We start from the raw sequence: 12,842 nt of genomic DNA on the forward strand, positions 1-12,842 counted from the left end.
GTCTTCGTTCGTCGTCGTCGGCGTCGTCGTCAGGCCGGCCCGCGGCGCCGATCGCGCGACCCGCCGCCGGCGCCGGGGGCGCCCGCCGGCGGGGCCGCCGACGTCCCGCCGTCCGCGGTTCACCCGCGGGTGGCGCCGCGGCGGCCCACCGTGAGAATCTGGGGCTTTTTGCGCGGGCGGCTCGGGGCCACGGGCTCGCTCGTACCGTAGCAAGGCCGCGCCGGCCCGTAACCGTCACGGGGTACCCGCCGCGGGGTAGGCCGCCCGTGCCCGGGACGTCCCGCCGCCGATCGTGGGCCCGCCGTGAGCCCGCCGCCACGGCGGAGGGCGACGATCGGGGGACGCCTATCGGGGTAGGTCGCGCAGGATCAGGTCGAGCCCGGCGAGGAACTGCGCCTCGTTGTCCTCCCGCAGGTGCGGGGCGACGTCGGACAGGTCCGGATGGAGCTCCGCCGGCGGGCGCACCTGCGCCACCGGCCCACCGCGGGCGCCGGCCCCCTCCTTCTCCACCGCGCGGGCGAGCTGGCGGGCCTCCGACAGGGTGTGGCCGAGGGTGTAGAACAGCAGCGTCTGGTAGACGTTGGCCGCATCCGCCGGGTCCATGCCGGCGCGGTGGAGCTGGGCGACGGCGTGGTCGGAACGCTCCCAGTAGGCGCCGACGCCCGGCGGGCGGCGCAGCACCAGCGGGGCCAGCGTCGGGTGGGCCAGCAGCGAGCGGCGGAGCTGGCGGAAGTTCGCGCGGATGTCGGCGCGCGGGTCGTCGCTCTCCGGCAGGTCCGCGACCCCGTCCCGGACGACGCTGTCGACGAGCGCGTCGAGCAGGGCGTTCTTGGTGGCGAAATGCCGGTACATCGCCGTCGGGTCGCAGTCGAGGAACCCGCCGAGCGCCCGCATGCTGAACGCCCCCGCGCCGTTGGTGTCGACGACCTCCATCGCCGCCGCCATCAGCACCTCCCGCGACAACGTCCCCCGCGGCGTCCGCCGCGACCTGCCCCGCCGGCCCCGCCGCGCTCCGTCGGCCGGGGCATCGTCGGCCGGGGCATCGTCGGCCGCGGGGTCGCCGTCTTCGGCCGCGCTGTCCTCATCTGCCGGGCCCTCGGGCGGCGTGGGTTCATCGCCGGGTTCCGCCCCGCCCGGCTGATCCTGCTCGATGTCGTCGATGCCACCATGATAATCAACGATGTTGACGTGCTCCCGCGGCGCGCCGAAACAGTCAGGACCATCCGATCAGGGGTGGTTCCGCGGAACCCACCGCCGATCGAGCCGCTTGCGGCCTGTTTTGCCTGCATCTCCCGGCGGGTCACATCGGCGGATCACACCGAGTCGAAGGCCTCGGGATAGCTGAACCGTCCGCGTGGCGAGGGGCCGTGCGCGGTGAGGGTCCGTATCTGGAAATGCGCACCCCACGCGGGTTGCGGTGCGGTGATGCCGCAGGCGTCGCTGGGACGGAAACCGAAGCGGGAGTAGTAGCCTGGGTCGCCGAGCAGACCGACCAGCGGCTCGCCGAGGGCGTCGGCGGCGCCGAGCATGGCATGCATGAGCGCGTGACCGACGCCGCGTCGCTGATGGTCGGGCCGGACGCTGAGCGGCCCGAAGGCGAGTACCGGGCTGAGGTCGACCGCGGCGCGGGTGCACAGGACCTGGCCGATGATCTCGCCCGCGGCGGTGGTCGCGACGAGCGAGAGCGCGGGTATCCACGCGGCGCTGGCACGAAGCTCGTCCACGAGGGTGACCTCGGCCGGGAGCAGGTCCTGTTCGACCGGTCGGGCGAACGCCGTGCCCACCACGGTACGAATCGCTGCCGCATCCCCGGCGATCTCCCGGCGAACCATCATCGGAACACCCTCGGCCGGCGCCCACGGTCCCGGCAACTACTTTTCGCGGTGGTGGTGACGGCTGCGCAGGCCTCGGCCGACCCGGGAGGCCGACCCGGGAGGCCGACCCGGAAGGGGCGCCGGCCAAGCTGGTCAGGTGTCTGCTTCTGCCCAGCTGTCGAGTATTGCGGCGGGGCCGTTGCCGCGGCGTTGGAGGCGCAGGGCCGGGTAGCCGGGGCGCCAGCTTGTCAGGATGATCTCCTCGGCGGGTTCGTCGACGGTGGTGCGGACGATCTCGGTGAGCTCGACCCGGAACAGGTCGAACGGCTCGGGGGGCGACACCTCGGCGGCGAAGTGGGCCAGGGTGGCCGGGTCGTCGACCCAGCGGGCGAGGCCGGAGATCCGGACGTCGCCGCCGGCCATGTCGGTGCCGGGGCCGGGGTTGGCGCACAGCGCGAAGCGGGGGTCGCGGCGCAGGTCGCGGGACTTGCGGGCGTCGGGCATGCTGCCGAGCCACAGTTCGCCGGCGCGGAACGTGACCTCGATGCCGCTGGTGCGCGGGGAGCCGTCCGCGCGGATCGTCGCCAGGATGTGATGACGGAACGCCTCGAAGCGGGTGCGGACGGCGTCGGCGAGGGTGGGGTGGGCGGTCTCGACGTCGCGCCAGGAGTTCGTGGATGAGGTCGTGGATGAGGTCGTGGATGTCGTCACCCGGCCATCCTGCGGTGCAACCCTGCCATCCGCCGTCATGGTTTTCGGCCTAGCATCCCGGGGTGCGATCGAGCCGGTTGACCGCGTTGCTGCTGCATCTGCAGGCCGTGCGGCGGGCGACGGCGGCGCAGCTGGCCGCCGAGCTGGAGGTGTCCGTCCGCACGGTGCACCGTGACATCGCGGCGTTGCAGGACGCCGGCGTGCCGCTGTGGACCGAGCCGGGGCGGGCCGGCGGGGTGCGGCTGATGGACGGCTGGCGGACCAGCCTCGACGGGCTCACCGGCGACGAGGCGGCGGCCCTGCTGCTGATCGGCGCCGGGCCCGAGGTGCTCGCCGGGCTGGGGCTTGCCGGGATCGCCGCGGCCGCGCGCACGAAGGTCCTGGCCACGCTGCCGCCGCGGCCCCGCGTCCAGGCGGGGCAGGTCCGCCAGCGGTTCCTGCTCGACGCGCCGGGCTGGTTCCACCGCGAGGAGGCCGTGCCGCACCTGGCCACGCTCGCCGAGGCGGTGTGGGCCGGGCGCCGCGTCGATCTGCGCTACGCCCGCGTCGGCGACGATCCGGCGGGTGCGGCGGGTGCGGCGGGTGCGGCGGGTGCGGCGGGTGCGGCGGGTGCGGCGGGTGCGGCGGGTGCGGCCGGCGAGGAGGCGGGGCGGGGGGTGGCGCGGCGGGTCGATCCGCTCGGGCTGGTCTGCAAGGCGGGCACCTGGTACCTGGCGGCCCGCCACCGGGGCGACGTCCGCAGCTACCGGGTCGGGCGGATCTCCCAGGCCAACCTGCGGGCCGAGACGTTCGACCGGCCGGACGGCTTCGACCTCGCCGCCTGGTGGCGGGCGGGCAGCGACGAGTTCGCCCGCTCCCTGCTGCGCTGGACCTGCCGGCTGCGGCTGTCCCCGGCGGGGTTGCGCGGCCTGCGGCACGCCGTCGACCCGGTCGCCGCCCGCGCTGCCCTCGCCGGCGCCTCGCCGCCGGACGGCGACGGCTGGCGGGTGGTGGAGCTGGCCACCGAGGGTCCGGAGGTGGCGCTGTCCCAGTTGTCGGCGCTCGGCGACGGGGTCGAGGTGCTCTCGCCGGCGGAGCTGCGCGCCGCCCTCGCCGCGACCGGGCGGCGCATCGCCGCCCGCAACGCCCCGGCTTCCGGCGGCGCGAGTCGGGGTGAGGTCGGGGATCGAGGTCGTGACGGGGAGCGGGGGGAAGGTGGGGAACGGGGCGGCGATCAGGGCGAAGGTGACGAGAACTGCGTGGTCGCACGTTTGTCAGGCGGGCCCGGGGAGGTCGCGGGACCGGTACCTTCTCGGAAAGGCAGTTCGAGGGAGGTCGCGCCATAAGTACCGGTGAGCTGCTCGCCGTGGCCGTGGTGATGGCCGTGGGCCTGGTCGGGATCGTCCTGCCGGTCCTGCCCGGTCTGGTCCTCGTCTGGGGCGCGGGGCTGTGGTGGGTGATCGCGGACGGCGGCGGGGTGGGCCGCTGGATCGTGCTGGCCCTGATGACGGCCCTGTTCGTGATCGGCGCACTGACGAAGTACGTCCTGCCCGCGCGGGCCACCGCCGGGCGGGGGGTGCCCTGGCAGAGTCTGCTCCTCGGCGCCGTCTGCGCGATCATCGGCTTCTTCGTCGTGCCGGTTCTCGGGCTGCTGATCGGCGGGGTCTTCGGCATCTACGTGGCGGAGCTGATCCGCCTCGGCGACTACCGCACCGCGGGCGGCACCACCTGGGCGGCGATCGTCGCGTTCGGCATCGGCGTGCTCGTCGAACTCGTCGCGGGCGTCGCCATGGCGGCCGTCTGGGCCGTCGGCGAGCTCGTCCTCTGAACTTCCCGGTCGGCGGTATCCCGCCCTTGTTCTTCGTGTATTCCGTACAAGGAAATTCCGCTATCTCGGTCGCGGTGCGGACGGGCGTTTGACCGGGTGGGCCGTCGCGGTGACGTGACGAGCTGGCGGGCATCGGCCGCCCGGCCGTTCCCGGCCTTGCATAATGCCGAAATGAAATGTGGCGGCGCGCGGTGAGCGGACCGATGGTGCTCATCCAGAATCCGACCGTCGTGCAGCCCGTGGAGACGTCGGTGTTCCGGCTTGGGCGGCCCGCCTACGATCCGGTCCGGGCCGCGGCGGAGTCGGCCGCCGTGCGGGCGGCGCTCGTCGACCTCGGGGTCGAACCCCGCGCGCCGTCGGAGATTCTCGCCGCCCTGCCCCGCGAGGTCCTGCTCGAACTGGCCGCCCGCGCCGTCAGCGCCGACGACGACGGCCGGCTGTCGGCGGCCCGCGACGTGATGCGCGACTGGTCCGTCCCGGCGCTCGCCCCGGTCGTACTGCGCCAGCCCCGGCTACTGCTCGACCCCGGCGCCGGTGGCGGCGTGATCGGACCCGACCAACCGGACGAGAGCTACGCCCTGCGCCCGCTCGCCGGGCTGATGTTCCCCCGCGACCATTACGTCGACCTCGGCGGGGCGATCGCCGTCGGCCGGCTGCGCCGCCGCGACCGGGCCCGGGAGACGGTCGTGATGGCGGCGGTCCTGCGCGGCCTGCGGGGACGCTCGGCGGAGGTGCGGGTGCCCGAACCGCTGTTCCTGGCCGGCGGCGATGTCGTCAGCTGCGACGGCGTCGCCGTCCTCGGCACCGGCGCGCGGACCAGCCCGGCGGCGTGGGGACTGCTGCGCCCGTACCTGCTCGCCGCGTTCGGCCGGGTCGTGCGGGTCCGCGACGAGCTGCTTCGCGCCGGCGAGCCGCACCTGGATCACTGGCTGGGGCTCGGTCCCGGGATCGCGCTCGTCGCCGCGGACCGGCTGCACGCGCCCGCCGTCGTCGAGAGTCACGGCGCGGCCAGCCGGGAGACGACCCTCGTCGACGCGTTGCGCAGCATCGAACTGGCCGTCTGCCCGCTGGCTCCGGAGATGGTCGCCGCGTTCGCCGCGGGGGTGTTCTTCCTGCCGGGCCCGCGCTCCGGGGGTTGGGCGGCGGGCGGCGACGAACCGGCGGCGCTGGTGTCGACGGCCAGCGCGCCGTGGACCGAGCCGGTGCTGTCCCGGTTCGGCGTGCACACCGTCGCCGTCCCGTTCGACGAGCATCACAAGCAGCTCGGCAGCCTGCACCGCGCGCTCAACACCGTCCCGGGCACGGCCGTCGGGGAGGATCTCGGCCGGGCGATCAGCCGCTGGTCCTCGAACGCTGTCGCCTGAGGCGGCGCGGCAGCCGGCCGGCCAGTCGACCGCGCCGGCTTGCGGCCCGCTCGCCGGCGACGTCCGGCGGCATCGACGTGGTCGCAGCCGCGGTGTCGGGCGAGTCGGGGGGCGTCGGGGGTGGCGCGCTCGCGCCGAGGGCCACCCGGGCCTGGAGCCGGGCGCGAATCTCGTCGGGGGAGTAGGCGCCGCGGTGGCGATGGTCGCGGGCGACCAGGACGCCGGTCGCCGCCACCCCCGCGAGCCCGGCGACGCCGAGCACCTTCCCCCACCGGGCCAGATGCAGCCCGCCGGGCTGACGCGTCCTTCCAGGCTGCTGCACCTCGTCAGGCTACGGCGCGCCCGCCCGGATGGGGCATGCTTGTCGGCATGCCCGATGCGCGGATCGGCCTGACCGACGCCCTGGAGCTGGCCCGCACCGGTGACCTGTGGCTGTTCCGTGGTCGCACGGCGGCGGACCGGGCCATCCAGACGACGACGAACAGCCCGGTCAACCACGTCGGCATGGCGATCGCGCTCGACGACCTCCCCCCGCTGCTGTGGCACGCGGAGCTGGGCAAGGCGTTGCCCGACGTCTGGGCGGGCACGCACCACCGCGGGGTGCAGCTGCACGACCTGCGGGCGGCCGTGGAGGTCTGGGCGCGCCGCTACGGCCAGCGGGCCTGGCTGCGCCAGCTCTCACCGGTGGTGGGCGCCGAACGGGAGGACGCCGCGCTGCGGACGATCGCCCGCCTCGACGGCACGCCGTTCCCGTCCACCGCCCAGCTCGCGACGCGCTGGCTGCGCGGACGGTTCCCGCGCCCGCGCCGGGCGGTGTCCTCGCAGGCGCTGCGGACCGCCTACTGCGCCGAGGTCGTCGCCGTCACCTACGAGGCGATGGGTCTGCTTCCGGCCGGCCGGGCGCCGAACTGGTACGACCCGGGCCGGTTCTGGAGCGGGGACGCGCTGGAGCTGCGCGCCGGCTTCACCCTCGGCGGCGAGATCGCCGTCGACCTCACCGCCGGACCCTGACCCCACCCACCGGTGACGGCCCGCGGTCGCGCGCGGGAGCGCGTTGCGGTGCGGCGGTGCGGTGCGGCTCAGTGCGGCTCGGCTGTACCTGGCTCAGCGGCGGGCCGCGGCGGCGGCGCGGCCCAGGGCGCGGCGGGTCTCGACGACGGCGGTGCGCGCTCCAGCGATGTCGCGGCGCGCGGCGGGGCCGGGTGGGGTGCCGCGGGCGTCGAGCTCGCGGGTCAGCGCGCGTAGGGCCGGTCGACAGGCGAGCAGGGCCTCGACGGCGTCGTACCGATCTGGCCGCAGGGCCCGGCCGGGCCGGCGGTGACGGCGGAGTCGGTGGGGTGGGCGGGTCAACGCACGGTGCGCCCGCAGCGGCGGGGCGACCTGGGCGAGCTGGTCGAAGGCGGACTCCAGCCGGTCGTACGCGTCGGCGAGGGCGGCGCGCATGATCTCCGGTGACGTCCTGTTCGGGCCGGGTGGAGCCGGGCCGCGTGGGCGTGGCACGTGACTGCGGCCCGTCTGGCAGACGACCAGATAGTCCGTCAGGGCGGCGAGCAGGTCGGCGATCCGGCGGCGCAGGACGTCGCCCGTGCGCACGGGCAGGACGACCCAGGCCGCGGCCAGACCGATCGCCGCGCCCAGCGCCACCGCGGCCAGCCGCTCCCGCAGCAGCCCCGTTCCGGCCTGCCCGTAGTACCCGTAGAGCAGGGCGAGCACGCCGGTGACACATGCCGTCCAGTAGGCGTAGGACGCCGAGCGCAGCCACACCCCGAGCGCGAGCAGGACGAAGACGAGCACGATCGACGTGTCGTCGCCGCCGGGGAAGCGGCCCGCGACGACGGTGGCCGCCGCCGTCCCGACCGCCGCGCCGGCCAGCCGCTGCGCGCAGCGGTAGGCGACGTCGCCGCGGCCGCGGTTGCCGCTGTGGACCAGATAGGCGGTGAGAACGAGCCAGGACCGGTGCTCGCCGAACACGTGGCGCCCCACGGCGAAGGCCGTCCCGAGAGCCACCGCGAGCTGGATCGCCATCCTGGTGCTCGCCGGAAGTCGCCGCCTGCGCCCCGCCGGCCGATCCCGCCGGGGCGACGGGTGGGGCGGGCGGTAGGGCGGGCGGGGCGGGCGGGGCTGATCTGGTGCGAACAGGCGGGCCTCGGCGTGTCGACCGATCGTCACCCAGCCGATCGCGACCAGCGCGATCGCGACGAGATCGAGCCGTGACGCCGCGCCCTGCCCGGGCGGCACCGGGGTGACGAGCAGTGCGATGAACGGCAGCGTGGCGAGGCTGCCGGCCCGGGTGCCCACCGGCCCGAACCGCCGTGTCCAGACGGCGCCGCTGACCGCCGCGGTGAACAGGACCTCGCCCACCGTCCGATGCCGGCGGGACAGGTCGGCGACCTCGCTCGCGAGCAGCGCCACCGACGGCGTCACGAGCAGCGGCAGCAGCCACGTGGCCCGCGGGCCGGGCTGCCCGACCCGGCCGCCCTGACCGCCTCGCCCGACCCGGCTGAGCGTCAGCGCGAGGACAACGCCGATGACGGAGAGACCGGCGGACGCGCCGGTCAGGGCACGCAACGCCAGTGACGTGCCGAAGGTGGCCAGCACAGCGCCCATCGTCACCACCGCCGCCCGCAGGTCGGCTCGGCGATCGACGGACCGTGATCCCGGGGCGCGAGCCGCCTGGCGGCCCGCGACGATAGTCGTCACAGCGAACTAATCTCCGTCTCTCGCCAGCGCGAGCCGCATGGTCAACGCATTCGACGGTCCCCCTGAGCCCAAATAATGGTAAGTGATAGCGTGCTAACTGTGCGAGCAGGAGAGGTGGCAGGACAGGTGGAGAGCGCGGCGGCGATCCGGCGGGCGGTGACCCGGCTGGGCCGCCGGCTGCGCGCGGAGCGGCCGGCCGGCGCGCTCAACGGGACCAAGCTGAGCGTGCTCGGCCACCTCTATCGGCTGGGCCCGAGCACCCCGGGGGCGATCGCCGCGGCCGAGCGGCACCAGCCGCAGTCGCTGTCGCGCACGTTCGCCGAGCTGCAGGCCGCCGGGCTGATCAGCCGGCGCCCCGGGGAACGCGACCGGCGGGCCGCGGTCCTGACGATCACGTCGGTCGGGCGGGAGGCGCTCGTCCGTGACATGGCGGACCGCGACGCCTGGCTCGCCCAGGCCCTGGACGACTGCACGGCGGCCGAGGTGAACCTGCTGCGGATCGCCGCCGGCCTGCTCGAATCGCTGGCGGATCGCCCGGTGGACCTGCGCGACCTCGCGGGCGGCACCGACCCGGGCACCGTCGGTGAGCAGTCGGCATGACCACCCACCGGCAACCGCCACCGCCCCACACGTCCCCGTCTCCCGCGTCCCCGTCTCTCGCGTCCCCGTCTCTCGCGTCCCCGTCTCTCGCGTCGGGGTCTCCCGCGTCGTCGAGCGGTGAGCCGGGCTGGGTGCGCCACGCGGTCTGGTGGCAGGTCTATCCGCTCGGGTTCGCCGGCGCCGACACCACGGGAGCCGACCGGCGGCCCACCCGCGGGCTCGCCCGGATCGGCGACTGGCTCGACTACGCGGTGCGGCTCGGGGCGTCCGGCCTCGCCCTGGGACCGATCTTCGCGTCCTCGACCCACGGGTACGACACGGTCGACCACTTCCGGATCGATCCGCGGCTCGGTGACGACGCCGACTTCGACGATCTCGTCGCCCGTGCCCACGACCGAGGGCTGCGGATCCTGCTCGACGGTGTGTTCAACCACGTCGGCCGGGAGCATCCCGCCTTCGCCGCGTCGCCCGGCGGCGGGGACGCGCCACCCCGCCCGGACTGGTTCGTCCCCACGGGCTCGACCGGACCGGAGGGCCGGCCCGAGTACGCCACCTTCGAGGGCCACGGGGGCCTGGTCACGCTGCGGCACGACAACCCGGCCGTCGCCGACCACGTCACCGAGATCATGACCCACTGGCTCGACCGTGGCGCCGACGGCTGGCGGCTCGACGCCGCCTACGCGGTCCCCGCCGACTTCTGGGCGCGGGTGCTGCCGCGGGTGCGTCACGCCCACCCGGACGCCTACCTGGTCGGCGAGGTCATCCACGGCGACTACCCGGACATCGTCCGCCGCACCGGCCTGGACGCGGTCACCCAGTACGAGCTGTGGAAGGCGATCTGGAGCTCGCTGAACGACGCCAACCTGTTCGAACTGGCCTGGGCGCTGAGCCGGCACGACGGCTTCCTCGACACGTTCGTCCCGCTCACCTTCGTCGGCAACCACGACGTCACCCGGCTCGCCAGCCGGCTGCGCGAACCGCGGCACCTGGCCCATGCTCTCGTCGTGCTGTGCACCGTCGGCGGCACCCCGAGCGTCTACTACGGCGACGAGCAGGCGTTCGTCGGCGTCAAGGAGGACCGCATCGGCGGTGACGACGCGGTTCGTCCCGCGTTTCCCGCCGGCGCGGACGAGCTCGCCCCCTACGGCTGGCCGATCTACCGGTTGCACCAGGACCTCGTCGGCCTGCGGCGGCGTCACCCCTGGCTGCACGCCGCCCGCACCCGTCCGCTGCACCTGGCCAACGAGCAGCTCGTCTACGAGGCGAGCGCCGAGGGCCAGCGCCTGTTCGTCGCGCTCAACCTGGCCGACGACCCGGCCGACTGCCCCGCACCCGGCGCCACGCGGCTTCTCGCCGGCCCGGCGGACCTGGTCCACCCCGGCACCGAGCAGGCCCTCGCCCGCCTACCTTCCCTCGGCTGGGCCGTCCTCGCCCCCGCCGACCACTGACCCTCAGCCGCCACTGACCCTCAGCCGCCACTGACCCTCAGCCGCCGCGGGTCGCGGCGCGCCGGCCGCGGGCGCCCAGCGGAGCGTCGGACAGGTCCTCGGCCAGCGACCGGAGGTTCTTGTGCCGGTAGCCGCGCTCGGCGAGCCAGGCCTGCGCGGACGCCTGCGCGCGGGCGGTCGCCGCCGCCAGGTCCTCGGCCCGCTCGCCGTGTGCCAGGAAGCGGAACGTGAAGAACGGCCGGGCGGCGATGTCGTAGGTCAGGCTGCCCTCGGGTGTGAACGCGGCCTGCAGGATGTCGTGCTCCGCCGCCCGGGCCAGCAGTTCGGCGCGCTGGTCGGCGCTCAGCCCGTCGAAGGCACCGCGCACGGTGATGCGGAAGGTACGGGAGCTCACGGGCCGATCCCACCACATCCCGCCGGGATGTCCAGCGCATTCCTCGGCGCCCGGGCGGCGCGGGGAAAACAGGGCGCGGGCGTAACGCACAGGTCAGGAGAACACGACCGTGCGACGGCCGCTGATGAGGACGCGGTGCTCGACGTGCCAGGTCACCGCGCGAGCGAGCGCGCGGCACTCGACGTCGCGGCCGAGCGCGGCGAGGCGGTCGGGACCGTCGGCGTGATCGACCCGGATGACGTCCTGCTCGATGATCGGGCCGTCGTCGAGCTCGGCGGTCACGTAGTGCGCGGTCGCGCCGATCAGCTTCACCCCGCGGGCGTGTGCCTGGTGATAGGGCCGGGCGCCGGAGAAACTCGGCAGGAACGAGTGGTGGATGTTGATCGCCCGGCCGGCGAGCGACGCGCACAGCTCGGGGGAGAGGATCTGCATGTAGCGGGCGAGGACCACGAGGTCGATCCGCTCCCGTTCGATGATCTCCCGGATCCCCTGTTCCTGCCGGTCGCGGGTGGTCGGGTCGACCGGCAGGTGATGGAACGGGATGGCGTAGGAGCCGACGAGGTCGGCGAAGTCGGGATGGTTCGACGCGACGGCCGGGATGTCGACGTCGAGCAGCCCCGACCTGTGCCGGTAGAGCAGATCGTTGAGGCAGTGTCCGAATCGGCTGACCAGGATCAGCACGCGGGGGCGGACCGCCAGGTCATGGATCGCCCAGTCCATCGCGAACGGGTGGGCGACGCGGGCGAAGCCGGCCCGCAGCGCCTCCAGGGTGAGCCCCGCCTCCTCGGCGGCGACGTGCACCCGCATGAAGAACCGGCCCGAGTCGGGGTCGCCGAACTGGGCGGCGTCGGCGATGTTGCCACCGACGCCGGCGAGGTAGGCGGAGACCGCGGCGACGATACCGAGCCGGTCGGGGCAGGACAGCGTCAGGACGAACTCGCCGGCCGCCGTCCGGGCGGAGGGGCCGGTCGGCGGGCCGGGGGAGCGGCCGGGATCGGCGACAGGCGGCGTCACGCCGCGGTCTTCGGGGATGGGCACAGCCCCTTCCTACCTTGGCACGACCGGCCACACCCGGCGCGGCGCACCGGCCCCCGCGCACCGGCCGGAGCCAGGGCGGCGACGACGGCGCCGGCGGAAGGCCGGGCGCCCTACCGCGGCTTGCGGCCCTGCAGGCCTCGGGTGCGCGGCCGGCGGCCGGCGGGGAAGGCGCCGGGGCCGGTGCGCACCGCGGGGCGGCGTCGTCCGGCCGCGAGCGGGCGGCGCCCGCGATGGTGCCTCACGGTGCGGCCTGCGCCGGCGGCACCGGCGTGCCGTCGAGGTGCGGGACGGTGACGGCGGTGAGCAGCAGGCCGCGGTCGGCGAGCCAGTGGCCGTCGAAGCCGGTGAGCTCGCCGCCGTCGAGCGTCGGCCCGGTCACCAGCAGCTTGGCGGTGAACGTGCCGCGGGCCGGGGTGGCGGTGGTCGCCGCCGTGCCCGGGTCGATGGTGAGGGCGGCGTCCTCGAAGCCGAGCCAGCGCTGGGCCAGCGGGAACCACGCCTTGTACACCGACTCCTTGGCGCTGAACAGCAGCCGGTCCCAGTGCACGGTGGGCAGGGTCCGGGTGAGGGTGGCGAGCCAGCCCTCCTCGGCCGGGACGGTGATCTGCGCCGTGACGCCCTGGGGATTGGGTTCGTTCGGTTCGGCGTCGATGCCGATCGTGCGCAGCCGGCCGGCGAGCGCCACCGCCGCCGCCCGGTAGCCGGCGCAGTGGGTGATGCTGCCGACCACGCCGTCCGGCCAGTGAGGGGCGCCGCGATCGCCCGACAGGATCGGTACCGGCGGTAGGCCGAGGCCGGACAGCGCCCGGTGCGCGCAGATCCGGGCGGTGGTGAACTCCCGGCGGCGCTTGTCCACGGCGCGGGCGAGCAGCGCGGCCTCCTCGGGGAACAGCACGGCGTTCGGGTCGTCCTCGAACGCCTCGACGGCGACGGCCGCGTCCGGCAGCAGGCTGGCCAGCATCGCGG

The 12,842-nt window shown here is 75.2% G+C and carries 14 protein-coding genes; 6 read left to right on the plus strand and 8 right to left on the minus strand.

Annotated features, from left to right (window positions below):
* Positions 1 to 345 precede the first annotated feature (345 nt).
* The 3 genes from FRAAL_RS10045 to FRAAL_RS10055 all read right to left on the minus strand — a co-directional run bounded on the left by FRAAL_RS10045 (position 346) and on the right by FRAAL_RS10055 (position 2,525).
* Positions 346 to 945, minus strand: a complete 600-nt coding sequence (locus FRAAL_RS10045; RefSeq protein ID WP_041940354.1) for a TetR/AcrR family transcriptional regulator — start codon at positions 943 to 945, stop codon at positions 346 to 348.
* A 368-nt stretch (positions 946 to 1,313) separates the two neighbouring features.
* A complete protein-coding gene (locus FRAAL_RS10050; protein ID WP_041939101.1) occupies positions 1,314 to 1,835 on the minus strand; it encodes a GNAT family N-acetyltransferase in 522 nt (173 codons plus the stop codon).
* Positions 1,836 to 1,967: 132 nt separating this feature from the next.
* Positions 1,968 to 2,525, minus strand: coding sequence for a pyridoxamine 5'-phosphate oxidase family protein (locus FRAAL_RS10055; RefSeq protein WP_011603465.1), 558 nt, complete (start codon positions 2,523 to 2,525; stop codon positions 1,968 to 1,970).
* 62 nt (positions 2,526 to 2,587) lie between these two features.
* Between FRAAL_RS10055 and FRAAL_RS10060 the strand changes: the two genes are divergently transcribed.
* The 3 genes from FRAAL_RS10060 to FRAAL_RS10070 all read left to right on the plus strand — a co-directional run bounded on the left by FRAAL_RS10060 (position 2,588) and on the right by FRAAL_RS10070 (position 5,696).
* Positions 2,588 to 3,850 (plus strand): helix-turn-helix transcriptional regulator, encoded by a 1,263-nt coding sequence (locus FRAAL_RS10060; RefSeq protein ID WP_011603466.1) that lies wholly within the window; start codon positions 2,588 to 2,590, stop codon positions 3,848 to 3,850.
* Positions 3,851 to 3,870: 20 nt separating this feature from the next.
* Positions 3,871 to 4,332 carry a DUF456 domain-containing protein gene (locus FRAAL_RS10065; protein ID WP_011603467.1) on the plus strand — a complete coding sequence of 154 codons (462 nt, stop codon included), beginning with the start codon at positions 3,871 to 3,873 and terminating at the stop codon, positions 4,330 to 4,332.
* 191 nt (positions 4,333 to 4,523) lie between these two features.
* Positions 4,524 to 5,696: an arginine deiminase family protein gene (locus FRAAL_RS10070; RefSeq protein ID WP_231861599.1), complete on the plus strand. Its 1,173-nt coding sequence runs from the start codon at positions 4,524 to 4,526 to the stop codon at positions 5,694 to 5,696.
* Here FRAAL_RS10070 and FRAAL_RS10075 read toward each other — a convergent pair.
* A complete protein-coding gene (locus tag FRAAL_RS10075) occupies positions 5,665 to 6,018 on the minus strand; it encodes a hypothetical protein (RefSeq protein ID WP_231861600.1) in 354 nt (117 codons plus the stop codon). The two genes, FRAAL_RS10070 and FRAAL_RS10075, sit on opposite strands and share 32 nt — an antisense overlap.
* Positions 6,019 to 6,065: 47 nt before the next feature.
* Here FRAAL_RS10075 and FRAAL_RS10080 point away from each other — a divergent pair, with 47 nt between their 5' ends.
* On the plus strand, positions 6,066 to 6,707 hold the full coding sequence (locus tag FRAAL_RS10080) for a hypothetical protein (RefSeq protein ID WP_011603470.1): 642 nt from the start codon (positions 6,066 to 6,068) through the stop codon (positions 6,705 to 6,707).
* Between the two features lie 93 nt (positions 6,708 to 6,800).
* Here FRAAL_RS10080 and FRAAL_RS10085 read toward each other — a convergent pair whose 3' ends face one another.
* Positions 6,801 to 8,396, minus strand: coding sequence for an FUSC family protein (locus FRAAL_RS10085; RefSeq protein WP_011603471.1), 1,596 nt, complete (start codon positions 8,394 to 8,396; stop codon positions 6,801 to 6,803).
* 114 nt (positions 8,397 to 8,510) lie between these two features.
* Here FRAAL_RS10085 and FRAAL_RS10090 point away from each other — a divergent pair, with 114 nt between their 5' ends.
* Together FRAAL_RS10090 and FRAAL_RS10095 are read left to right on the plus strand one after the other, a co-directional pair.
* Positions 8,511 to 8,996: a MarR family winged helix-turn-helix transcriptional regulator gene (locus FRAAL_RS10090; protein WP_197537256.1), complete on the plus strand. Its 486-nt coding sequence runs from the start codon at positions 8,511 to 8,513 to the stop codon at positions 8,994 to 8,996.
* 131 nt (positions 8,997 to 9,127) lie between these two features.
* Positions 9,128 to 10,444 carry an alpha-amylase family protein gene (locus FRAAL_RS10095; protein ID WP_011603473.1) on the plus strand — a complete coding sequence of 439 codons (1,317 nt, stop codon included), beginning with the start codon at positions 9,128 to 9,130 and terminating at the stop codon, positions 10,442 to 10,444.
* A 37-nt stretch (positions 10,445 to 10,481) separates the two neighbouring features.
* Here the strand turns inward: FRAAL_RS10095 and FRAAL_RS10100 are convergent, their stop codons facing one another.
* The 3 genes from FRAAL_RS10100 to FRAAL_RS10110 form a co-directional block, all read right to left on the minus strand.
* The gene (locus FRAAL_RS10100; protein ID WP_011603474.1) at positions 10,482 to 10,838 is read right to left on the minus strand and encodes a DUF6204 family protein; all 357 of its coding nucleotides are present in this window, start codon (positions 10,836 to 10,838) and stop codon (positions 10,482 to 10,484) included.
* Between the two features lie 93 nt (positions 10,839 to 10,931).
* Positions 10,932 to 11,876, minus strand: a complete 945-nt coding sequence (gene purU / locus FRAAL_RS10105) for a formyltetrahydrofolate deformylase (RefSeq protein ID WP_011603475.1) — start codon at positions 11,874 to 11,876, stop codon at positions 10,932 to 10,934.
* Positions 11,877 to 12,114: 238 nt separating this feature from the next.
* Positions 12,115 to 12,837 carry a 4'-phosphopantetheinyl transferase family protein gene (locus FRAAL_RS10110; protein WP_011603476.1) on the minus strand — a complete coding sequence of 241 codons (723 nt, stop codon included), beginning with the start codon at positions 12,835 to 12,837 and terminating at the stop codon, positions 12,115 to 12,117.
* Positions 12,838 to 12,842 lie beyond the last annotated feature (5 nt).

Source organism: Frankia alni ACN14a (assembly GCF_000058485.1).
GTDB classification, from domain to species: domain Bacteria; phylum Actinomycetota; class Actinomycetes; order Frankiales; family Frankiaceae; genus Frankia; species Frankia alni.